The 20611-nt window shown below is 56.3% G+C and carries 21 protein-coding genes; 16 read left to right on the top strand and 5 right to left on the bottom strand.

The genetic code is table 11. The features are described 5' to 3' along the window. Window positions 1–22: 22 nt before the first annotated feature. The 10 genes from hfq (at window position 23) to WFK59_RS17575 (ending at window position 11715) form a co-directional block, all read left to right on the top strand. A complete protein-coding gene (hfq, locus tag WFK59_RS17620) occupies window positions 23–337 on the top strand; it encodes an RNA chaperone Hfq (RefSeq protein ID WP_094120614.1) in 315 nt (104 codons plus the stop codon). A gap of 76 nt (window positions 338–413) precedes the next feature. Then, window positions 414–1694 (top strand): ribosome rescue GTPase HflX, encoded by a 1281-nt coding sequence (gene hflX, locus WFK59_RS17615; RefSeq protein ID WP_233987002.1) that lies wholly within the window; start codon window positions 414–416, stop codon window positions 1692–1694. Window positions 1695–1921: 227 nt separating this feature from the next. Next, window positions 1922–3160, top strand: a complete 1239-nt coding sequence (gene hflK, locus WFK59_RS17610; RefSeq protein WP_336756655.1) for an FtsH protease activity modulator HflK — start codon at window positions 1922–1924, stop codon at window positions 3158–3160. A 3-nt stretch (window positions 3161–3163) separates the two neighbouring features. Then, entirely contained in the window at window positions 3164–4168 is a 1005-nt protein-coding gene (hflC, locus tag WFK59_RS17605; RefSeq protein ID WP_233987004.1) for a protease modulator HflC, read from the top strand. Window positions 4169–4224: 56 nt separating this feature from the next. After that, complete coding sequence (locus WFK59_RS17600; protein ID WP_031376418.1) at window positions 4225–4425, top strand: DUF2065 domain-containing protein; 201 nt, start codon at window positions 4225–4227, stop codon at window positions 4423–4425. A gap of 165 nt (window positions 4426–4590) precedes the next feature. Continuing rightward, entirely contained in the window at window positions 4591–5889 is a 1299-nt protein-coding gene (locus WFK59_RS17595; RefSeq protein WP_233987005.1) for an adenylosuccinate synthase, read from the top strand. Between the two features lie 219 nt (window positions 5890–6108). After that, window positions 6109–6552, top strand: coding sequence for a nitric oxide-sensing transcriptional repressor NsrR (gene nsrR, locus WFK59_RS17590; RefSeq protein WP_233987006.1), 444 nt, complete (start codon window positions 6109–6111; stop codon window positions 6550–6552). A 16-nt stretch (window positions 6553–6568) separates the two neighbouring features. Beyond that, window positions 6569–9061, top strand: a complete 2493-nt coding sequence (gene rnr, locus WFK59_RS17585) for a ribonuclease R (protein WP_233987007.1) — start codon at window positions 6569–6571, stop codon at window positions 9059–9061. A 70-nt stretch (window positions 9062–9131) separates the two neighbouring features. Further along, on the top strand, window positions 9132–9866 hold the full coding sequence (rlmB, locus tag WFK59_RS17580) for a 23S rRNA (guanosine(2251)-2'-O)-methyltransferase RlmB (protein WP_233987008.1): 735 nt from the start codon (window positions 9132–9134) through the stop codon (window positions 9864–9866). 220 nt (window positions 9867–10086) lie between these two features. Then, the gene (locus WFK59_RS17575; protein WP_336756652.1) at window positions 10087–11715 is read left to right on the top strand and encodes an isovaleryl-CoA dehydrogenase; all 1629 of its coding nucleotides are present in this window, start codon (window positions 10087–10089) and stop codon (window positions 11713–11715) included. On the opposite strand, the gene bsmA is transcribed toward WFK59_RS17575, so the two are convergent. Both bsmA and WFK59_RS17565 read right to left on the bottom strand, forming a co-directional pair. Next, on the bottom strand, window positions 11689–12015 hold the full coding sequence (gene bsmA, locus WFK59_RS17570; protein WP_233987010.1) for a biofilm peroxide resistance protein BsmA: 327 nt from the start codon (window positions 12013–12015) through the stop codon (window positions 11689–11691). The genes WFK59_RS17575 and bsmA overlap by 27 nt on opposite strands. Before the next feature lie 56 nt (window positions 12016–12071). Further along, window positions 12072–14003 (bottom strand): methyl-accepting chemotaxis protein, encoded by a 1932-nt coding sequence (locus WFK59_RS17565; RefSeq protein WP_336756650.1) that lies wholly within the window; start codon window positions 14001–14003, stop codon window positions 12072–12074. 159 nt (window positions 14004–14162) lie between these two features. On the opposite strand from WFK59_RS17565, the gene yjfP reads away from it, so the two are divergent. Next, window positions 14163–14912: an esterase gene (gene yjfP / locus WFK59_RS17560; RefSeq protein ID WP_336756649.1), complete on the top strand. Its 750-nt coding sequence runs from the start codon at window positions 14163–14165 to the stop codon at window positions 14910–14912. A 57-nt stretch (window positions 14913–14969) separates the two neighbouring features. Here the strand turns inward: yjfP and WFK59_RS17555 are convergent, their stop codons facing one another. Beyond that, a complete protein-coding gene (locus tag WFK59_RS17555; protein ID WP_233987013.1) occupies window positions 14970–15173 on the bottom strand; it encodes a hypothetical protein in 204 nt (67 codons plus the stop codon). A gap of 405 nt (window positions 15174–15578) precedes the next feature. Here WFK59_RS17555 and rpsF point away from each other — a divergent pair, with 405 nt between their 5' ends. The 4 genes from rpsF to rplI are packed head-to-tail and all read left to right on the top strand — an operon-like array spanning window position 15579 to window position 17019. Then, a complete protein-coding gene (rpsF, locus tag WFK59_RS17550) occupies window positions 15579–15974 on the top strand; it encodes a 30S ribosomal protein S6 (protein ID WP_031376410.1) in 396 nt (131 codons plus the stop codon). 6 nt (window positions 15975–15980) lie between these two features. After that, window positions 15981–16298, top strand: coding sequence for a primosomal replication protein N (priB, locus tag WFK59_RS17545; RefSeq protein WP_094120600.1), 318 nt, complete (start codon window positions 15981–15983; stop codon window positions 16296–16298). Window positions 16299–16302: 4 nt separating this feature from the next. Then, window positions 16303–16530: a 30S ribosomal protein S18 gene (gene rpsR, locus WFK59_RS17540; protein WP_000135199.1), complete on the top strand. Its 228-nt coding sequence runs from the start codon at window positions 16303–16305 to the stop codon at window positions 16528–16530. A 39-nt stretch (window positions 16531–16569) separates the two neighbouring features. Further along, the gene (gene rplI / locus WFK59_RS17535) at window positions 16570–17019 is read left to right on the top strand and encodes a 50S ribosomal protein L9 (RefSeq protein ID WP_233987014.1); all 450 of its coding nucleotides are present in this window, start codon (window positions 16570–16572) and stop codon (window positions 17017–17019) included. 70 nt (window positions 17020–17089) lie between these two features. On the opposite strand, the gene WFK59_RS17530 is transcribed toward rplI, so the two are convergent. Further along, window positions 17090–17761, bottom strand: a complete 672-nt coding sequence (locus tag WFK59_RS17530) for an OapA family protein (RefSeq protein WP_293002060.1) — start codon at window positions 17759–17761, stop codon at window positions 17090–17092. A 218-nt stretch (window positions 17762–17979) separates the two neighbouring features. On the opposite strand from WFK59_RS17530, the gene fklB reads away from it, so the two are divergent. Next, window positions 17980–18600, top strand: a complete 621-nt coding sequence (fklB, locus tag WFK59_RS17525; RefSeq protein WP_233987016.1) for an FKBP-type peptidyl-prolyl cis-trans isomerase — start codon at window positions 17980–17982, stop codon at window positions 18598–18600. A gap of 45 nt (window positions 18601–18645) precedes the next feature. Here fklB and WFK59_RS17520 read toward each other — a convergent pair whose 3' ends face one another. Continuing rightward, window positions 18646–20589 carry a bifunctional 2',3'-cyclic-nucleotide 2'-phosphodiesterase/3'-nucleotidase gene (locus WFK59_RS17520; RefSeq protein ID WP_336756647.1) on the bottom strand — a complete coding sequence of 648 codons (1944 nt, stop codon included), beginning with the start codon at window positions 20587–20589 and terminating at the stop codon, window positions 18646–18648. Between the last annotated feature and the right edge of the window lie 22 nt (window positions 20590–20611).

The raw sequence follows: 20611 nt of genomic DNA, 5'->3' as shown, positions 1-20611 counted from the left end.
AAGCATATAAGGAAAAGATAGAATGGCTAAGGGGCAATCATTACAAGACCCGTTTTTGAACGCACTGCGTCGTGAACGTGTTCCGGTTTCGATTTATTTGGTTAACGGTATCAAGCTGCAGGGTCAGATTGAGTCATTTGATCAATTTGTAATTTTGCTGAAAAACACGGTAAGTCAGATGGTTTATAAACACGCCATTTCTACCGTTGTTCCTTCGCGCCCGGTTTCACACCATAGTAATAATACCGGTGGCGGCGGCAGCAATAATTACCATCATGGCGGCAGCAACACATCTGCGCAGCCACAGCCACAACAAGACGGTGATAACGCAGAGTAACGCGTCGCCGTACAGCCAGGACTGGAGAGCACATTTGGTTTTCCGTCCTGGTCTTTTATTTTAGCGAGGTTATAGCTTGTTTGACCGTTATGATGCCGGTGAGCAGGCCGTACTGGTACACATCTGGTTCTCCCAAGACAAAGAAGTAGAAGATTTACAGGAGTTTGAAACCCTGGTCTCTTCTGCTGGCGTTGAGGCGCTGCAAGTGATCACTGGCAGCCGCAAAGCGCCACATCCCAAGTATTTTGTCGGTGAAGGAAAGGCCGTTGAAATTGCCGATGCGGTAAAAACAACTGGAGCATCGGTCGTGTTATTCGATCATGCCCTTACGCCCGCTCAGGAAAGAAACCTTGAGCGCCTGTGCGAATGCCGGGTGATCGATCGTACCGGCCTAATTCTTGATATCTTCGCCCAACGCGCACGCACCCATGAAGGTAAATTGCAGGTTGAGCTGGCACAGCTACGCCATCTTGCCACACGTCTGGTGCGCGGCTGGACTCACCTTGAACGTCAGAAAGGCGGGATCGGCTTACGCGGTCCGGGTGAAACGCAGTTAGAAACTGACCGCCGTTTATTGCGCGGACGTATCAGCCAGATTTTATCCCGTCTTGAGCGGGTAGAGAAACAGCGTGAGCAGGGACGTCAGGCGCGTGCCAAAGCCGACGTGCCGACCGTATCGCTGGTAGGCTATACCAACGCCGGTAAATCGACGCTGTTTAACGCGATGACCTCGGCCAACGTCTTTGCTGCCGATCAGCTGTTTGCAACCCTGGACCCTACGCTGCGCCGCCTGAACGTCGCCGATGTCGGTGAAGTGGTGCTGGCGGATACGGTCGGCTTTATCCGTCATCTTCCTCACGATTTGGTTGCTGCGTTTAAAGCGACTCTGCAGGAGACGCGTCAGGCGACGCTGCTGCTGCATGTGATTGACGGTGCCGATGTACGCGTCACGGAAAATATTGAAGCCGTGGATGCCGTACTGGAAGAGATTGAGGCGGACGAAATCCCCACCTTACTGGTCATGAACAAGATCGATATGCTCGATGGTTTCGAACCGCGCATCGATCGTAACGAAGAAAACCTGCCAATCCGCGTCTGGCTCTCTGCGCAGAGCGGCGCTGGCATTCCGTTGTTATGGCAGGCGCTCTCTGAACGGCTGTCGGGTGAAATTGCCCAGTATGAATTACGTCTGCCACCCGAAGCGGGGCGCTTGCGCAGCCGTTTCTACCAGTTGCAGGCGATTGAGAAAGAGTGGAATCAGGAAGACGGCAGTGTAGGATTGCAGATTCGTATGCCAATCATTGAATGGTTGCGCTTATGCAAACAGGAACCGTCGCTGACCAGTTATATTGTTTGATATTGCCCAAACGCATTTACCTTAAAAATTGAAGATTGTCGCATTTTCGTTGCAGACCGGAATACGCAGGAATGACCCGAGTATTTCGGATTTCAGCAAGGCGGCAACTGAGTGAAGCCCCGGGAGCTTACGCAGGTAAGTGACCGGGGTGAGCGAAGGCAGCCAACACCGCTGCAATCCGAAAGATGAAGGGTAAAAACCGCAAATACAATAAATGGAGTAGAGACATGGCGTGGAATCAGCCCGGAAATAACGGACAGGACCGCGACCCGTGGGGAAGCAGCAATAATCAAGGCGGCAACTCTGGGGGGAATAAAGGAGGACGGGAATCCGGGCCTCCCGATCTGGATGATATCTTCCGTAAGCTGAGCAAGAAGCTTGGTGGTCTGGGCGGTGGCAAACAGAACGATAGCGGTCAGCGCGGCTCCGGCAGCGGCGGCAAAATTGTTGGCATTGTAGCCGTTGCGGCCGTGGTTATCTGGGCGGCAAGCGGTTTCTACACCATCAAAGAAGCGGAACGTGGCGTGGTGACGCGCTTCGGCAAATTCAGTCATCTGGTTGAACCGGGTCTGAACTGGAAGCCGACTTTCATCGATCAGGTGCGTGCCGTTAACGTTGAAGCGGTGCGTGAACTGGCGGCGTCAGGCGTGATGCTGACCTCGGACGAAAACGTGGTACGGGTTGAGATGAACGTCCAGTATCGGGTTACCGATCCGGAACGTTATCTGTTTGCCGTGACCAGCGCGGATGACAGTCTGCGTCAGGCCACTGACAGCGCACTGCGCGGCGTGATTGGCCGTTCCACCATGGACCGTATTCTGACCGAAGGTCGTACCGTGGTGCGTAGCGATACCCAGCGTGAGATTGATGAGACTATTCGGCCATACAATATGGGCATCGCGGTACTGGACGTTAACTTCCAGGCGGCGCGTCCACCGGAAGAAGTGAAGTCAGCGTTTGATGACGCTATTGCGGCGCGTGAAAACCGCGAGCAGTACGTTCGTGAGGCCGAAGCCTACGCCAATGAAGTTCAGCCGCGTGCTAACGGCCAGGCGCAGCGTATTCTGGAAGAAGCCCGCGCCTATAAAGAGCGTACGGTTCTGGAAGCACAGGGTGAAGTGGCGCGGTTTGCCAAGATTCTGCCTGAGTACAAAGCGGCTCCGGAAATTACCAAAGAGCGTCTCTATATCGAAACGATGGAACGCGTGTTAAGCCATACGCGCAAAGTACTGGTTAACGATCGTGGCAATAACCTGATGGTGCTGCCGCTCGATCAACTGATGCGTGGCGGTCAGGCTTCAGCCAGCCAGAACGGTCAGAAAGGGGGCAATGCCGCCTCGCAGCCTGCGCTCTCCGATCGCAGCGCCAGCCGCAGTGACACGTCGTCATACAGTCCGGATAGCATCATGGATCAGCGTCGGGCTAACGCTCTGCGCAACGACAGCCAGCGCGAAGGGAGAGAGTAATCGATGCGTAAGCCAATTATAGTATTAATCATTGTCGTGCTGGTGGCGCTCTATGCGTCGCTGTTTGTGGTGCAGGAAGGCCAGCGTGGCATTGTACTGCGCTTCGGTAAAGTCCTGCGCGACAATGAAAACAAACCGCAGGTGTTTGAACCGGGTCTGCATTTCAAAATTCCTTTCCTGGAAACGGTAAAAACGCTGGATGCCCGTATTCAGACCATGGACAACCAGGCCGATCGCTTCGTCACCAAAGAGAAGAAAGATCTGATCGTCGACTCCTACATCAAATGGCGTATCAGCGACTTCAGTCGTTACTACCTGGCCACCGGTGGCGGCGATGTCTCTCAGGCGGAAGTGCTGCTGAAACGTAAGTTCAGTGACCGTCTGCGTTCGGAAATGGGCCGTCTGGATGTGAAAGACATCGTGACCGACTCTCGTGGTCGTCTGACCACTGACGTACGTGATGCGCTGAATACCGGTAGTGCGGGCAACGATGATGAAATCGCGACGCCAGCCGCCGATGATGCAATCGCCAGTGCGGCCGCGCGTGTCGAGCGTGAAACCAACAGCAGCGAACCGGCACCGAACCCGAACAGTATGGCGGCGTTAGGTATTCAGGTGGTGGATGTGCGCATTAAGCAGATCAACCTGCCGACCGAAGTCTCTGATGCGATCTTCAACCGTATGCGTGCTGAACGTGAAGCGGTGGCGCGTAGTCAGCGTTCACAGGGCCAGGAAGAGGCAGAAAAACTGCGCGCCCAGGCGGATTATCAGGTGACGCGTACGCTGGCCGAAGCCCAGCGTGAAGCGCTGATTACCCGCGGTGATGGTGATGCGGAAACGGCGCGACTGTTTGCTGCGGCATTCAGCCAGGACCCGGACTTCTACGCCTTTATTCGTAGCCTGCGTGCCTATGAAAACAGCTTCAATGATAATCAGGATGTGATGGTGTTAAGCCCGGACAGCGACTTCTTCCGATATATGAAGGCGCCCTCTAACGCGACCCGTTAAGAACTGATATAACCTACAGGCCGACAATGTTGTCGGCCTTTTTTTTGGGTATCAGTATGAAAACAAGCATCTGGATGGCGCTGGCGCTGGTGTTAGTGCTGGAGGGATTGGGACCGATGTTCATGCCGCGCGCCTGGCGCCGGATGATACTGGCCATGACGCAGCTGCCCGATCGGCTGTTGCACCGTTTTGGCGGCGGACTGGTGGTGGCAGGAATGGTGATCTATTGCATGCTCAGTCTGCACGGTAATCTCTGACGCCTGGCTTACGGCGCATAAATTGTGCCTGTCGCCTCCATTTTCCCCAACATGTTGTAGTGATCAAAACACAGGCAAAAAAGCGCGCAATCGTATGCTAAAAGTGCTGAAAACCACCGGATCAGATGGTAGAATCCTTTTTTAAGCAATCGGTGATTTTGAGAAATGGGTAAGAACGTCGTCGTACTGGGCACCCAATGGGGTGACGAAGGTAAAGGTAAGATTGTAGACCTTCTGACTGAACGCGCGAATTACGTTGTGCGTTATCAAGGCGGCCACAATGCGGGCCACACGCTTGTCATCAACGGTGAAAAAACCGTCCTCCACCTGATCCCTTCTGGCATTCTGCGCGATAACGTCACCAGCATCATTGGTAACGGCGTAGTGCTCTCTCCTGAAGCCTTAATGAAAGAGATGAAAGGCCTCGAAGAGCGCGGGATTCCGGTACGCGAACGTCTGCTGATTTCTGAAGCCTGCCCGTTGATTCTGCAGTATCACGTTGCGATGGACATGGCGCGCGAAAAAGCGCGTGGTGCGAAAGCGATCGGGACTACCGGTCGTGGTATTGGTCCTGCCTATGAAGATAAGGTCGCTCGCCGTGCGCTGCGCGTCAGCGATCTGTTCAACAAAGAGACCTTTGCCGCCAAGCTGAAAGAAGTGGTCGATTTCTACAACTTCCAGCTGGTGCACTACTACAAAGAAGAGGCCGTTGACTTCGATAAAGTGCTGAGCGATGTGATGGCGATTGCCGATATCCTCACCAGCATGGTAGTTGACGTCTCTGAGCTGCTGGATGGCGCGCGTAAGCGTGGCGATCTGATCATGTTCGAAGGCGCGCAAGGCACGCTGCTGGACATCGACCACGGTACCTATCCGTACGTCACCTCATCCAACACCACCGCAGGCGGCGTTGCGACCGGTTCAGGCATTGGCCCGCGCTATGTCGACTACGTACTGGGCATTGTCAAAGCGTACTCAACCCGCGTGGGTGCCGGTCCTTTCCCGACCGAGCTGTTTGATGAAACCGGCGAGTTCCTCTGCGCGCAGGGTAACGAGTTTGGTGCCACCACCGGCCGTCGTCGTCGTACCGGCTGGCTGGATGCAGTTGCCGTGCGCCGTGCCGTACAGATCAACTCCCTGTCAGGTTTCTGCATGACCAAGCTGGACGTGCTGGATGGCCTGAAAGAGGTGAAAATCTGTGTCGCTTACCGCATGCCGGATGGCCGCGAAGTGACCACCACGCCACTGGCGGCAGAAAACTGGGAAGGCATTGAGCCAATCTACGAAACGCTGCCAGGCTGGAGCGAGACCACGTTTGGCGTGAAGACGCTGGAGGGCTTACCACAAGCCGCTCGCGACTATATCAAGCGTGTTGAAGATGTGACTGGCGTTCCGGTGGATATTATCTCAACCGGTCCGGACCGCAGTGAAACGATGATTCTGCGCGACCCGTTTGACGCATAATCACCCAGGCCGGACCTTGTCCGGCCTTTGTTTTTCCACTCTGTGATGCCACTTATCCCCGCTTCGCTTGTCCAACTTAGTGCTGGCTGAAAAAAACGCACGGTCAATCAGACTCTGGTTTATCATCATAGCCATTCGCATGGCGATCCGATCTATTCCTGACATCAATCGCAAGCCGGATTATGTGATGCCAATTTTTGATGATTCACTGAGGTTACTGTGCAGCTGACGAGTTTTACTGATTATGGTTTACGGGCCCTGATTTATCTGGCTTCGTTGCCCGAAGGCCGACAGACCAACATCACTGAAGTGACCAATACTTACGGTGTTTCACGTAATCATATGGTCAAAATCATTAATCAACTGAGCCGGGCGGGCTATATCGCAGCCACGCGCGGCAAAAATGGTGGCATTCGTCTGGGCATGCCAGCCAGCCAGATTGTGATTGGAGACGTTGTGCGTAAGATGGAACCGCTACAATTAGTGGACTGCGCATCCTGTTCGATCTCGCCCGCCTGTCGCCTGAAGAAGGCGCTCCATGATGCGGTGCAGCGTTTCCTGCAGGAACTGGATAGCTACACGTTGGCGGATTTGGTTGAAGGAAACTCCCAACTTTATGAAATCATATTGTCCGAACCGCCGGTGGCAATAAATACTCAATGACATCGGAGGAACCGCTATGTCAAAAGATCCTTTTCAGGATAGAGAAGCTGAAAAATACGAAAACCCTATTCCCAGCCGTGAATTTATTCTGGCGCTGTTAGAAAAACGTGAAAAACCGGCCAGCCGCGAAGAGCTGGCACAAGAGATGAACCTGCAGGAAGAAGAGCACATTGAGGCGCTGCGCCGCCGCCTGCGCGCCATGGAGCGTGATGGTCAGCTGGTCTTCACCCGCCGTCAATGCTATGCCCTGCCTGAACGTCTGGACCTGCTGCGCGGGAAGGTTATCGGCCACCGTGACGGCTACGGCTTCTTACGGGCCGAAGGTCAGAAGGATGATCTCTACCTCTCCGCCGAACAGATGAAATTCTGTATGCACGGCGACGTCATTCTGGCGCAGCCGCTGGGTGCCGATCGTAAAGGCCGCCGCGAAGCGCGCGTGGTCCGGGTGCAGGAACCGCGTAATAACCAGATTGTTGGCCGCTACTTCACCGATGCCGGTGCTGGCTTTGTAGTGCCGGACGACAGCCGCCTGAGTTTTGACATCCTGGTTCCGCCGGAAGAGACGATGAATGCCCGCATGGGCTCGGTCGTGGTGGTGGAGCTGGTTCAGCGCCCGACCCGCCGCAGCAAAGCGATCGGTAAAGTGACTGAAATCCTCGGCGATGACATGGGCACCAGCCTGGCCGTCGATATGGCGCTGCGCACCCATGAAATCCCGCACAGCTGGCCGCCAGAAGTTGAAGCGCAGGTCAGTACGCTGAAGGAAGAGGTGCCGGAAGAGGCGAAGAAAGGACGGGTCGATTTACGTAAGCTGCCGCTGGTCACCATTGATGGCGAAGATGCCCGTGACTTCGATGATGCGGTCTACTGTGAGAAAAAACGCGGTGGTGGATGGCGTCTGTGGGTGGCGATTGCGGATGTGAGCTATTACGTTCGTCCGGGCACGCCGCTCGACAACGAAGCGCACCAGCGCGGCACGTCAGTTTACTTCCCGTCGCAGGTGGTCCCGATGCTGCCGGAAGTGCTGTCGAACGGCTTATGTTCGCTCAATCCGCAGGTCGATCGCCTCTGTATGGTGTGCGAAATGACCATCTCCTCGAAAGGGAAACTGACCGGCTTCAAACACTATGAAGCGGTGATGAATTCCCACGCGCGTCTGACCTACAACAAGGTGTGGAATATTCTGCAGGGCGATAAGGAACTGCGTCAGCAATATTCGCCGCTGGTGAAAGATCTGGAAGAGCTCTACAACCTCTATCAGGCGCTGGAAACGGCGCGTGAAGAGCGCGGTGGTATCTCGTTCGAAACCGAAGAAGCGAAATTTATCTTCAACGCTGAGCGCCGGATTGAGCGTGTTGAGCGCGTTTCACGTAACGATGCTCACAAACTGATCGAAGAGTGCATGATCCTGGCGAACATCGCCTCGGCGCGCTTCGTTGAGAAAAATCAGGAACCGGCACTGTTCCGCGATCACGATCGCCCGACTGACGAAAGCATCAAGAGCTTCCGTACCGTACTTAACGAACTGGGACTGAGTCTGCCCGGCGGCAACAAACCGCAGCCTGTCGACTATGCGGCGCTGCTGAAGCAGGTGGCCGATCGTCCTGATGCGGAAATGCTGCAAACCATGCTGCTGCGTTCAATGAAGCAGGCGGTGTATGACCCGGAAAACCGCGGCCACTTTGGTCTGGCGCTCTCGTCATATGCTCACTTTACCTCGCCAATCCGTCGCTATCCGGATCTGACGCTGCACCGCGCCATCAAGTATCTGCTGGCCAAAGAGCAGGATGAAGGTAAAGGCCTGGTACAACGCGCCATGAAATACCTGATGCCAAAAGAGCGCAGCGTAGCCAAAGATCTGACGACAGCGACCGGTGGCTATCACTACGAGATGCCGGAGATGCTGCAGCTGGGACTGCACTGCTCAATGACCGAGCGCCGTGCCGATGAGGCGACGCGTGACGTTGCCGACTGGCTGAAGTGTGACTTCATGCAGGATCAGGTCGGTAACCTGTTCAATGGCGTGATCTCCAGCGTCACCGGCTTCGGCTTCTTTGTTCGCCTGAGCGATCTGTTCATTGATGGCCTGGTGCATGTTTCGACGCTCGACAACGACTACTACCGTTTCGATCCGGTGGGTCAGCGCCTGATTGGTGAATCTGGCGGTCGTACCTATCGTCTTGGCGATATTGTGGAAGTGCGGGTGGAAGCGGTCCATATGGACGAGCGTAAAATCGACTTCGCCCTGGTCTCCAGCCAGCGTCAGGTGCGTGGCGAAGGAAAGACCGAGCGCGATCGGGCGAAGCGTGATGGCAAACCGCCATCAAAGCGTCGCCGTGATGTGAGCAAGAAATCTAATTTCGAGCCCGACTCGGCATTCCGCGGTGACAAGTCCCGACCGGCACCAGCAAATACCGAGAAAAAAAGTAAAAACGTCTCGGAAAAAAGCCGTAAAATCGCCGCCGCCACTCGGGCGAAGCGCGCCAGCAAGAAAGCGCAAACTGACTGATGCGCGTATCCGCCCTTTCTCCTGCGGGAAAGGGCGGTAATTTATTCATTTCCAAACACTGAGCAGATCGATGAGCGAAATTATTTTTGGTATCCATGCCGTGCAGGCGCTGCTGGAGCGCGATCCCCAGCGTTTTCAGCAAGTCTTTATCCTTAAAGGCCGTGACGATCGTCGCCTGCAACCTCTGATTGCCGCGCTGGAAGCTCAGGGGATCGTGATCCAGCTGGCGGAGCGCAAGTGGCTGGATAGCCAGGTAGAAGGCGGTGTGCATCAGGGTATCGTGGCGCAGGTTAAGCCGGGTCGTCAGTATCAGGAAGGCGACCTGCCGGACCTGCTGCAAAGCCTGGAAAAACCGTTTCTGCTGGTACTGGATGGCGTCACCGATCCGCATAACCTGGGTGCCTGTCTGCGCAGCGCTGACGCGGCGGGCGTCAATGCGGTGATCGTGCCAAAAGATCGTTCCGCTCCGCTGAACGCCACCGCCAAAAAAGTGGCCAGCGGCGCGGCAGAAAACGTGCCGTTGATCCGCGTCACCAACCTTGCCCGGACGCTGCGCCTGTTGCAGGAGTACAACATCTGGGTGGTCGGTACCGCTGGCGAAGCGGATCACACCGTTTACCAGAGCAAAATGACCGGCCCGATGGCGCTGGTGATGGGTGCCGAAGGTGAAGGGATGCGTCGCCTGACGCGTGAACACTGCGACGAGTTAATCAGCATCCCGATGGCGGGCAGCGTCTCTTCGCTCAACGTCTCGGTTGCCACCGGCGTTTGCCTGTTTGAAGCGGTGCGTCAGCGCAACGCCTGATCCCCGATGTGATCCTCGCCACAAATTAGTTTCTGTACCAGGCATAACTGCGCGTCATTCGTATATACCCAAAGGATTTCGGGTTGCATTGAGGCGGCAAGAGAACGAATCCCGATGAGCTTACATGAGTAAGTGATTCGGGTGAGTGAACGCAGCCGACAAAAATGCAGCTTGAAAGACGACGGGTATACTTACTGAGTGACATCCGCGAGGAGTGGTTATGACCTGGACAACACACACCGTTTTTAATCAGCCCCATCCTCTCAGCAACAGCAATCTTTTCCTTTCCGATACGCCGCTGAGCGATGCACTACAGCGCGAGGGCGCGGAGTGGGATCGTGAATGGCTGGCCTCGGTCGGCCTGCAACTGGGCAGTGCCGAATCGCTGGAGCTGGGCCGGCTGGCCAACGCCGAGCCGCCCGAACTGCTGCGCTACGATGCGCGCGGTGTACGGCTCGACGAAGTGCGATTTCATCCCGCCTGGCATCTGTTGATGCAGGGCGTCTGCGCCAGTCGTCTGCACAACCTAAGCTGGCAACCCAGCGTACGCGAATATGCCAGCGTAGCGCGGGCCGCCCGATTTATCCTGCATGCCCAGGTAGAAGCCGGCACGCTCTGTCCGGTCACCATGACCCACGCGGCGATCCCGCTGCTGCAGACTTATCTGCCCGCCGCGTTTGAAGGCTGGCTCGATCCGTTACTCAGTGACCGTTATGACACCCATGCGCAGCCCGGCGATCAAAAGCGCGGACTGCTGATTGGCATGGGGATGACCGAAAAACAGGGCGGCAGCGATCTGCTCACCAGCACCACCCGCGCTGAGCCGCTGGGCGCACGCGGTCCGGGTGAAGCCTGGCGGCTTACCGGGCATAAATGGTTTTTCTCGGTGCCGCAAAGCGATGCGCATCTGGTACTGGCCCAGACACCGGCCGGTCTGAGCTGCTTCTTTCTGCCTCGCCTGTTACCAGACGGTAGCCGCAATGCGATCCTGATCGAGCGGCTGAAAGATAAGCTCGGTAACCGATCCAATGCCAGTAGCGAAGTGGAGTTTCGCGACGCCACCGGCTGGCTGCTGGGAGAAGAGGGCGAAGGTGTCCGGTTGATGCTGAAAATGGGCGGCATGACGCGTTTTGACTGTGCGCTCGGCAGCCACGGTCAGATGCGGCGCGCCTTCTCCGTTGCGCTCTACCATGCGCATCAGCGCCAGGTGTTGGGTAAAAATCTGGTGGATCAGCCGCTGATGCGTCAGGTACTGGCGCAGCAGGCGCTGCAGCTGGAAGGGCAGACCGCGCTGCTTATGCGGCTGGCACGTGCCTGGTCGCTGCCAGCAAAACCGCATGAAGTAGCCTTTGCCCGCCTGTTTACGCCAGCGGCGAAATACCAGATATGCAAAGCGGGCGCGCCGTTCGTCGCGGAATCGATGGAGGTATTAGGCGGCATCGGCTACTGCGAAGCGAGCGAACTGCCGCGCTTATATCGCGATATCCCGGTCAACAGCATCTGGGAAGGCTCAGGCAATGTGATGTGTCTTGACGTGTTGCGCGTGCTTTCCCGGCAGGGCGATGTCACAGAGATGCTCAGTCAGGAGTTTGAGGCAGTTAAAGGCAGTAATCGCCATTTCGATGCGCGCTGGCGTCAGCTGCGGCTGCGGCTCAACAAAATGCCGGAGGCGCAGGCGCGGGAACTGACCCGCAGCCTGCTGCTGCTGGCTACCGGCGCACAGTTGCTGAAATATGCCGAACCGCCGCTGGCGGATGCCTGGTGCCAGCAATGGCTCGATCAGCGCGGCGCACGTCCACTGGATGCCGCGCTGGCCGACCGCTTACTGGCTCGCGCCTGCGGTGGGTGAGGCACCGTACAGTATGGCGCTGGCATACCACAAGCCAGGCATCACCGTTTCACTCAGCGCCACGATCTGATAATAAGCCGCACCGGCCTGATTGGCGCGTGCGGCCACGGCGCGTTGCGCATCATCTGGCGAGCCGTGAACGTTAACGGTGATGTTGCCCAGCTTCGGCAAATGGGTACTTTGCGCCCGTGAAATTTCCTGCGCCTGTTGAGTCGGCGCGGGCGGCGCTTTTGGAGTTGTCTGAAACGCAGAACAGCCTGCCAGTGACAGGCTTAACACCAGTAAGTAAGCGAAACGCATAGGAAAACCCTCATTCAGGACGAAGCATTAAGTGTATGCCATCGTCCTGAATGACGTCAGGATTTGAGGGTAAAAACACTCACCAGCTGGGTCAGATGATGGCCTTTATCACTCAGATTCTGGGCGCTACTTTCCGCCTGGGCCACCAGTTCGCTGTTCTGATGCGTCGCCTGGCTGATCTGGTTCATCGCCAGATTAACCTGACCAATACCGGCCGCCTGCTGCTGTGCCGCCACGTTGATCTCACCCATCAGCGCCTGTACCTGCTCGATGTGAGTGACGATATGGGTCATCGCATCGCGGGTCTGCTCAGATAACAGATGGCCTTCCGCCACGTTGCCGATTGAGGTGGCGATCAATCCATCAATCTCTTTCGCGGCCTGAGCAGATCGCTGCGCCAGCGCCCGCACTTCGGCCGCCACTACGGCAAAACCACGTCCCTGCTCACCAGCGCGCGCCGCTTCCACCGCGGCATTCAGCGCCAGAATATTGGTCTGGAAGGCGATTGATTCGATCACATGAGTGATATCCGCAATGCTCTGGGAAGAGATTTTGATCGCTGACATGGTGTTCACGGAGCGCACCACGGTCTGGCTGCCCTGGCTGACAATATCGCTGGCTTCAGACACCAGCGACATCGCCTGACGCAGGCTGTCGGCGGTATGTTCGACCGTTGCGCCAAACTGCTCCATGCTGGCGGAGGTCTGCTCCACGCTGCTGGCCTGACGACCAATCTGTTCACTGATATTGTGGCTGCTGGCGGCGATAGTATCGGTCCCGTCGCTGATCTCCTGCGCGGCGCTGCGCACCTGGCCTACGATCTTCTCCAGACCATCGCCGATGCCGTTAATGGCATTAATCAACTGGCCCACTTCGTCACGTCGTGAGGTATCCAGATGCACCTGCAAATTGCCGGCGGCATACTGCTGCGCCAGATGAATCACCTGCTGCAGTGGACGGGTAATCGCCCGGCGGCTGTACCAGACAAACCCCAGCGCAAACACCACCACCAGCGCCAGACCGGTAAGCAGGAACAGGTTACGGCTGTGGGTGATCGGGGCCAGCAGACTGGCGCGGTTAACCTCGCCGACAATCACCCAGTTCCATCCCGGTAGCTGCTGCCAGGCGAGCATCCGGGTTTCACCGTCGATATTCACCTGCTCTATCCCCTGCGGCTGAGTCAGCAGTGGCTGTTGCACCGACTGATCCCAGGCCGGCAGTTTGCCCTCGTTTTGCTGAGCAAACAGATACTGGCCCTGTGTGCTGCCTGGCGCGCCGTTAATCACATAAAAATGGCCGCTGTCGCCCAACCGACGCGCGAGGATTTTTTCACGCATCAGCGCATATTGCTGATCGATTCCGACCCCAACAAACAGAATGGCAACCACCGTGCCGCTGGCATCTTTAACCGGCTGATATTGAGTGATGTAGCGATGACCAAACAGCGTCGCCAGGCCACGATAGACCTGGCCCTGATGGACGTTTTTCCAGGCTGCGCTGGCGCGATCGAGCTGGGTGCCGATGGCGCGACTGCCATCCTGCTTCCTGAGTGAGGTCGAGATACGGATGAAGTCATCGCCGTCGCGCACAAAAATGGTGGCCACTGCGGCGGTGCGATCGGTGAAATCGTCCACCGCTGTCTGATCAAGGTTGAGCGTTTTTAATCCGGCGCGCAGCACCGGCGTTGAGAAGTTGCCGACCTGCACGCGCGCCGTCTCATCCAGGCTAAAACGCTTAGGCAGAAAGCTGGTAAACAGATTGGTATAGTTGCTCACCTCTTCGGAGAGCGTGGCGTTGAACATAGTCGCCATTTCGCTGATGCCCTGCACCTGATTGTGCATATCATCAATCGCGAGTTTTTCCAGCTGGCGCGAGGCGGTCTGGCTCTGAGTCAGCGTCAGAACCAGCAACAATAACGCTACGCTGAGAGACGTCAGTACAGACAGCTTAACTCCAAGACTCAGGCCGCTGAGAGAGAGACGCTTCATAAATTACCTTTGATCGCATTAGGGAGATATCGGATCAACGGCAGAAGCGCGGAAAAGTTTAGCGCGAAAGTTGATGGCAGAGAGGGGCGGACCGGTTCGCAAATTCAGCGGCAGACCGTACACTGATCACGCACGTCTTGACCCTTTTCAGGAGATAACATGATCGAACTCACCACGGAAACGCTGGCCGGTATTGAGTGTCTGCACGCCGCGCCTGCCGGTCAGCGCCGTAACCGGCTGCCGACCGTGCTGTTTTATCACGGCTTCACCTCATCGAAAGAGGTCTACGCCTATTTCGCCGTCGCCTTAGCCCAGGCTGGCTTCCGGGCGGTGATGCCGGATGCGGATCTGCATGGCGCGCGCGATCAAGGCGATGCCGAAGGCCGCCTGCGCCGCTTCTGGGATATCCTTAAAACCAATATCGATGAGCTGCCGCAGCTGGAAGCCGCGCTGCGCGCTGAGGATCTGATCGCCGGAGAACGGTTTGCGGTGGCAGGCGCTTCAATGGGCGGCATGACGGCGCTGGGCGCGATGGCGCGCTATCCGCAGATCCACAGCGTCGCCTGCATGATGGGGTCCGGCTACTTTATGCAGCTCAGCCAGACGCTGTTTCCGCCGCTGGTGGTGCGCTCGCCGGAACAGCAGGCCGGGTTTGATGCCCGAATGGCGCCGCTGGCGGAGTACGATCCCAGCACCCGACTGGAAACGCTGGCCAATCGTCCACTGCTGCTGTGGCACGGCGAAGCTGATGAGGTGGTGCCGTTTGCCGAGAGTGCGCGGCTGGAAGCGGCGCTGCGCAGCCAGGGTTTAGCCCGGCATCTGACCTCACTGTCGGAAAAGCAGATTGGACATAAGATCACGCCGTCAGGCCTGACAGCGCTGGTTAACTTCTTTAAACATCAGTTATAAAACACCCGTTATAAAAAGGGCGGATTGATTCAATCCGCCCTTTATCTGCCCCGATTATCAGGGGGCAGCGAACCGTTCTGCCGGTCGGGCCGGCGTGCTGACCGGGCTTCTCTCCGGTGCATCCAGTCGATTCACATAGACATAACCCGATGCCGCTTTGCTGCTGTGACTTCTCATCTGCTGCGCACAGTCAGCATTGCTGGCAAGAGCGGGGAGAGACAGGAAGAGACCCAGTAAAGTGGCGATGACGTACCTTTTCATGGCCGACTCCTCACTTCAGGGAACACACTCTGTTAGACGCTGATAAGCCAAACCGTAACGTCTGCATTAAGTTTAGCGACTGGCGATATTATCGCCAGATCGTCCGCCTGAACCTCTTTGTCAGCATTTTTGAACAATGGCTGCTTAACAGATTGTATTGCTGTGATTAGCACGAAAAGCCACCCTATCTGGCACGCCACATCAGATTTGTTGAAATGTGCGCTTGAGTTTAGCGCCCGCCGCCAGTATGATTACGCGTCAATTTTTCAGCCGCATTCTCAGGCTGTGTCCCACAAGCGCTCGTCATGACGAACCTTTGTGGGACACAGCCTATAACGTTCCTTGCTTCCATGGGCCGCGGTTGACCCCGACAGGAGGCTGAATAATCCGTAAGGAGCAATTTCGATGCGTCATTACGAAATCGTATTTATGGTCCATCCTGACCAGAGCGAACAGGTTCCGGGCATGATCGAGCGTTACACTGGTGCTATCACTGGTGCACAGGGCACGATTCACCGTCTGGAAGACTGGGGCCGCCGTCAGCTGGCTTATCCGATCAACAAACTGCACAAAGCCCACTACGTTCTGCTGAACGTTGAAGCGCCGCAGGAAGCGATCGATGAGCTGGAAACGAACTTCCGCTTCAACGACGCCGTTATCCGTAGCATGGTTATGCGCGTTAAAAACGCGGTAACTGAAGCATCACCGATGGTTAAAGCGAAAGACGAGCGTCGTGAGCGCCGCGAAGATTTTGCTAACGAATCCGCTGATGACTCAGATGCTGGGGATTCTGAAGAGTAATCCATCGTGACGGTTAATCGACTGCGCTTGTCTGGCACGGTGTGCAAGACGCCGGTTCGAAAAATTAGCCCGTCAGGAATTCCGCACTGCCAGTTCGTGCTTGAGCACCGCTCAGTGCAGGAGGAGGCCGGGTTTCACCGGCAAGCCTGGTGTCGGATGCCGGTGATTATCAGCGGCAGCGCCCATCAGGTGATTACTCAACATATAACGGTCGGCACGCAACTCATACTCGACGGTTTCATTAGCTGCCATCAGGCACGCAATGGCCAGAGCAAAATGGTGTTACATGCCGAGCAGATTGAATTGATAGATTCTGGAGACTAGCCAAATGGCACGTTATTTCCGTCGTCGCAAGTTCTGCCGTTTCACCGCGGAAGGCGTTCAAGAGATCGATTATAAAGATATCGCAACGCTGAAAAACTACATCACTGAAAGCGGCAAGATCGTACCAAGCCGTATCACTGGTACTCGCGCAAAATACCAGCGTCAGCTGGCTCGTGCTATCAAGCGCGCGCGTTACCTGTCTCTGCTGCCGTACACTGATCGTCATCAGTAATCGGCAACTGTCCATTAACGACTTTAAGAGGATAAGGTAATGCAAGTTATTCTGCTTGATAAAGTAGCAAACCTGGGCAGCCTGGGTGATCAGGTTAACGTTAAAGCGGGCTACGCTCGTAACTTCCTGGTACCACAGGGCAAAGCTGTTCCTGCTACCAAGAAAAACGTTGAATTTTTCGAAGCACGCCGTGCAGAACTGGAAGCTAAACTGTCCGACGTTCTGTCTGCAGCAAATGCACGCGCTGAGAAAATCAATGCACTGGGCACCGTAACCATCGCGTCTAAAGCTGGCGACGAAGGTAAACTGTTCGGTTCCATCGGTACCCGCGACATCGCTGATGCAGTGACTGCAGCTGGCGTTGAAGTGGCTAAGAGCGAAGTTCGTCTGCCGAACGGCGTTCTGCGCACCACCGGTGAGCACGAAGTGAACTTCCAGGTTCACAGCGAAGTATTCGCGAAACTGATCGTGAGTATCGTTGCTGAGTAATTGTTATTACTGAGCACTGCGGGAACGCCGGCCTTGTGCCGGCGTTTTTGTTTTTGTCGCCGCGTAAAGATTACTGCGCGCGAATAAAGCTGCCGTCCGGCTGGCGGGTAAACAGCACCGGGCCGTTAGCGCCCTCTATTGTCAGTCCGGTCACCACGCCCTGTGCATCCTGACGGATTTTAACCTGCTGACCGCTTTTCAGTGAACTCAGCGGCTGATCGTTGCCTTCTACCCGCGCCATCGCAAACACATCATTCACCGGCAGACTGTTGTCACGGAACAGCTGCGCCAGCGTCTGGCCCGACGCGACGGTATAGTTGCGCCACTGACCCTGTGAATCCGCTTTTGGCGTCGGCTGAGGCTGAGAAGGGGAGGAGTCGGCCTTGTTGTCATAAATATCCGCCTGCATCGGCACCTCTTTCTCCGCTGTCGGGGTCACCGGCTGCTCCACCGGATAGCGTGGTGTGCTGACCGGCCAGAGAAACGCCAGCAGCATTACCAGCAGCGCGATAACAATGCCGCGACGATGAGGGGCCGGTAGCGGGTCCATCCAGCCGATGTGGTCGGTGAAATGCCAGATACGATGAAGCCATGTCGGTAGCCGGGATGACGCGTCTGAAGCCATTCGTGGTTCCTCCTCTCCAGCGGGTTGCTGCGGCTTGCGTGTGGCCAGCCAGGTTTGCAGCCGGGATACAATACGCGTTGCGCGCGTCCTGCGGCGTCGTGGGGCGATCTGGCCCATGTGTTCTCTCTTTTGGTGTGCAACAGACGGGTTAATTCCGTCAACAGTTATAGTATGGGCAATACCGGCGCGAAGTGCCTGCCAGCATTGATAAATTTGACGGGCCTATTGTTTCTCTTTCATCGGGAAAAGTCATCTGCGATGCAGGGCATTTTACGCCAGCGGCCTGCACTGTTATGCTGCCGGTTCGAATTTATCCGAGAGTGAAAGGAACGAAGATGACTACCCCTTCTTTCGACAGCGTCGAAGCACAAGCAAGTTACGGTATTGGTTTACAGGTTGGCCAGCAGCTGCTGGAATCTGGTCTGCAAGGGCTGCAACCAGAAGCACTGCTCGCGGGCCTGCGCGACGCGCTGGAAGGGAACTCGCCGGCGGTGCCGGTTGATGTGGTTCATCGCGCACTGCGTGAAGTGCACGAGCGCGCTGAAGGTGTGCGTCGTGAGCGCACCGAAGCGATGGCGGCAGAAGGTCAGGTGTTCCTGCAGGAACATGCGCAGCGTGAAGGCGTGAGCAGCACCGAATCTGGTCTGCAATTCAGCGTCATCACCCAGGGCGACGGTCCGATCCCATCACGTCAGGATCGTGTACGCGTCCACTATACCGGCAAACTGATCGACGGCACCGTGTTCGATAGCTCTGTAGCACGCGGTGAGCCAGCAGAGTTCCCGGTTAGCGGCGTGATCGCGGGCTGGATTGAAGCGCTGACCCTGATGCCGGTTGGCTCAAAATGGGAACTGGTGATCCCACACAACCTCGCGTACGGCGAGCGTGGTGCCGGTGCCTCTATCCCGCCATTCAGCACCCTGGTCTTTGAAGTAGAACTGCTGGAAATCCTGTAATTTAAAGACGCTGCAACCATCCTGGTTGCAGCGTTTTCTCCCGCCTTACTTCTGCTGTAAATTCACCTGCCACAGAGCAAAGCCAATCGCATCTGTCCCTTTGGGCTGAAGCGGATATTGCGCATGCTGCTTAATAAATCCGGTCGCTTTATCACCCGGTGCCGTTTCAAACTGAATATCGAGCGGGGTTGATGAGGTAATGGGTGCCAGTCGCCAGTTATTGTCCGCCTGCGGTCTGACCTCACCCTGTTTTTTCGTTTCCGCGCTGATATAGGCGGCCACCACGGAACGGTTCTCATCCGGTGAGGCAAAGGCAATGTACTTATCGCCAGTGCCGGCAAACTTGCCGCCATACGCGCGATAGTTGTTGGTCGCCACCAGGAAGGTCGCCTGCGGATCGATCGGTTTGCCCTGCCAGCTCAGCTGACGAATACGCGACGCCTGCGGATGAATCAGCTGACATTCTGCGTCATAGCGCGCCGGCTGGGTGATATCGATCTGATAACTGACCCCATCAATCACGTCGAAGTTATAGGTGCGGAAATCCCAGTTGATCAGCGACTGCGTTTTGCTGCTGTGCGGGTCGATCTGATTAAACTGGCCCGCTGAACACTCCAGCCACTCTTTGACCTGCGCACCGCTGACTTTCATCACCACCAGGGTATTCGGGTAGAGATAGAGATCGGCGGCGTTACGGAAGGTCAGAGGACCTTTCTCGACTTCAACGTAGCTGGCCGGATCGTTCTTACGTCCGCCCGCTTTAAAGGGTGCAGCGGCGGAGAGCACCGGCAGGCCACCGAGATCCGGATCGCCCTGAATGAAGTGTTCAACGTAAGCGCGCTGGGCATTGTTGACGATCTGTACCGTCGGATCGTCCTGCACCAGCGACAGATAGCTGTACATCACATCGGCGGATTTGCCGATCGGCTTGCCGACAAATTCCCGCGTGGCACGATGATCGTCAGCCAGCAGCTTAACCAGCGCCGGATCTTCTGCCGCTAACGACTTTTTCGCGGCCGCGTCATAAATGGGCCGCGCCTCGGCTTTGCCGCTGCTGACCTGCCAGCGTCCGCTGTCATTATTCAGCACCAGATCGACCACGCCCAAATGATCGCCCCACATGCCGGGCATCACGGCCGGGATGCCATTCAGCGTTCCCTGCGCAACATCCGCGCCTTTAATACTGGCGAAGTCGCTGCCCGGGAACACCGCATGGGCATGACCAAACAGTATGGCGTTAATGCCCTCAACCTGGCTGAGGTAGTAAACCGAGTTCTCGGCCATCGCGTGATACGGCTCGCTGCTCAGGCCGGAGTGGGGAATGGCGACGATAATATCCGCGCCCTGAGCGCGCATTTCAGGCACGTAGCGACGGGCGGTTTCGGTGATGTCATCCACCCGCACCTTGCCCTGCAGATTGGCTTTATCCCACACCATGATCTGCGGCGGCACAAAGCCGATATAGCCAATCTTCACCGTCTGCGCTTTGCCGTCGCGGTCCACCACGCGGGTGGATTTGATCAGATAAGGCGTGAACAGCGGCTTACCTGTTTTAACGTCGATGACGTTGGCGTTGACATAAGGAAAGCGTGCGCCGGCCAGCGCTTTTTTGAGGTAAGGCAGACCATAGTTAAACTCATGATTACCCAGGTTACCGACGCTGTAATCGAGCGTGTTAAGCGCTTTATAGACCGGATGGATTTCGCCCGCTTTCAGGCCTTTGGCCGCCATATAGTCGCCCAGCGGGCTACCCTGGATGATGTCGCCGTTATCGACCAGTACGCTGTTTTTTACCTGCTGGCGCGCCGCATGAATCAGCGTGGCGGTGCGAACCAGACCAAATTTCTCGGTTGGCGTGTCTTTGTAGTAGTCGAAATCCATCATGTTACTGTGCAGATCGGTGGTTTCGAGTATCCGCAAATCGACCGTTGCCGCCTGCGCGACGACGGAAACGCTCAGGGCCAGTAACATCATTCCAGGCTTAAACATGCTTGCTCCTGCTGCCAGATAA

Source organism: Pantoea sp. USHLN298 (assembly GCF_037149395.1).
In the GTDB taxonomy this organism is placed as follows: Bacteria; Pseudomonadota; Gammaproteobacteria; order Enterobacterales; family Enterobacteriaceae; genus Pantoea; species Pantoea astica.
The sequence above is the reverse complement of the archived record's forward strand: the minus strand, read 5'-3'. Positions and strand labels throughout refer to the sequence as shown.

What these genes read in the sequence shown, in the direction of transcription:
- hfq (WP_094120614.1), top strand. Translation starts at nt 23, where the DNA reads ATGGCTAAGGGGCAATCATTACAAGACCCGTTTTTGAACGCACTGCGT.
- hflK (WP_336756655.1), top strand. Translation starts at nt 1,922, where the DNA reads ATGGCGTGGAATCAGCCCGGAAATAACGGACAGGACCGCGACCCGTGG.
- hflC (WP_233987004.1), top strand. Translation starts at nt 3,164, where the DNA reads ATGCGTAAGCCAATTATAGTATTAATCATTGTCGTGCTGGTGGCGCTC.
- WFK59_RS17600 (WP_031376418.1), top strand. Translation starts at nt 4,225, where the DNA reads ATGAAAACAAGCATCTGGATGGCGCTGGCGCTGGTGTTAGTGCTGGAG.
- WFK59_RS17595 (WP_233987005.1), top strand. Translation starts at nt 4,591, where the DNA reads ATGGGTAAGAACGTCGTCGTACTGGGCACCCAATGGGGTGACGAAGGT.
- rnr (WP_233987007.1), top strand. Translation starts at nt 6,569, where the DNA reads ATGTCAAAAGATCCTTTTCAGGATAGAGAAGCTGAAAAATACGAAAAC.
- rlmB (WP_233987008.1), top strand. Translation starts at nt 9,132, where the DNA reads ATGAGCGAAATTATTTTTGGTATCCATGCCGTGCAGGCGCTGCTGGAG.
- WFK59_RS17575 (WP_336756652.1), top strand. Translation starts at nt 10,087, where the DNA reads ATGACCTGGACAACACACACCGTTTTTAATCAGCCCCATCCTCTCAGC.
- bsmA (WP_233987010.1), bottom strand. Translation starts at nt 12,015, where the DNA reads ATGCGTTTCGCTTACTTACTGGTGTTAAGCCTGTCACTGGCAGGCTGT.
- WFK59_RS17565 (WP_336756650.1), bottom strand. Translation starts at nt 14,003, where the DNA reads ATGAAGCGTCTCTCTCTCAGCGGCCTGAGTCTTGGAGTTAAGCTGTCT.
- yjfP (WP_336756649.1), top strand. Translation starts at nt 14,163, where the DNA reads ATGATCGAACTCACCACGGAAACGCTGGCCGGTATTGAGTGTCTGCAC.
- WFK59_RS17555 (WP_233987013.1), bottom strand. Translation starts at nt 15,173, where the DNA reads ATGAAAAGGTACGTCATCGCCACTTTACTGGGTCTCTTCCTGTCTCTC.
- rpsF (WP_031376410.1), top strand. Translation starts at nt 15,579, where the DNA reads ATGCGTCATTACGAAATCGTATTTATGGTCCATCCTGACCAGAGCGAA.
- rpsR (WP_000135199.1), top strand. Translation starts at nt 16,303, where the DNA reads ATGGCACGTTATTTCCGTCGTCGCAAGTTCTGCCGTTTCACCGCGGAA.
- rplI (WP_233987014.1), top strand. Translation starts at nt 16,570, where the DNA reads ATGCAAGTTATTCTGCTTGATAAAGTAGCAAACCTGGGCAGCCTGGGT.
- WFK59_RS17530 (WP_293002060.1), bottom strand. Translation starts at nt 17,761, where the DNA reads ATGGGCCAGATCGCCCCACGACGCCGCAGGACGCGCGCAACGCGTATT.
- fklB (WP_233987016.1), top strand. Translation starts at nt 17,980, where the DNA reads ATGACTACCCCTTCTTTCGACAGCGTCGAAGCACAAGCAAGTTACGGT.
- WFK59_RS17520 (WP_336756647.1), bottom strand. Translation starts at nt 20,589, where the DNA reads ATGTTTAAGCCTGGAATGATGTTACTGGCCCTGAGCGTTTCCGTCGTC.